The sequence below is a fragment of the Streptomyces sp. GESEQ-4 genome (genome assembly GCF_017948455.1).
Lineage (GTDB): Bacteria > Actinomycetota > Actinomycetes > Streptomycetales > Streptomycetaceae > Streptomyces.
Genome location: NZ_JAFFSU010000076.1, coordinates 1 through 307 on the forward strand (window position 1 = coordinate 1; position 307 = coordinate 307).

The following is a 307-nucleotide window of genomic DNA, read 5'->3' on the forward strand; positions in this document are numbered from 1 at the left end:
GCGTGGGCCGACACCGGCTATCGCACCAAAGCCATCGACCACGGCGCCCGTCTCGGCATCGATGTCCAGGTCGTCCAACGCGATCCCGGCACCAAAGGGTTCAAGGTGATCCCCCGGCGTTGGGTGGTCGAGCGGACCCTCGGCTGGCTCATGCACCGCCGCCGCCTCGCCCGCGACTACGAGAGGCACCCGCACCGCTCCGAAGCCATAATCCACATCGCAATGATCGACCTCATACGCCGTCGGCTCACCCGCGAATCCACCCCGAACTGGCGCCACACCTGAACCTCGAACCAAACAACCTCGC

Annotated in this window: 1 protein-coding gene; it reads left to right on the plus strand. The window is 66.1% G+C overall.

The window, feature by feature from the left end:
* A partial coding sequence (locus tag KCH48_RS41870) for a transposase (protein WP_210582886.1) occupies positions 1–285 on the plus strand: 285 nt, incomplete at its 5' end.
* Positions 286–307 lie beyond the last annotated feature (22 nt).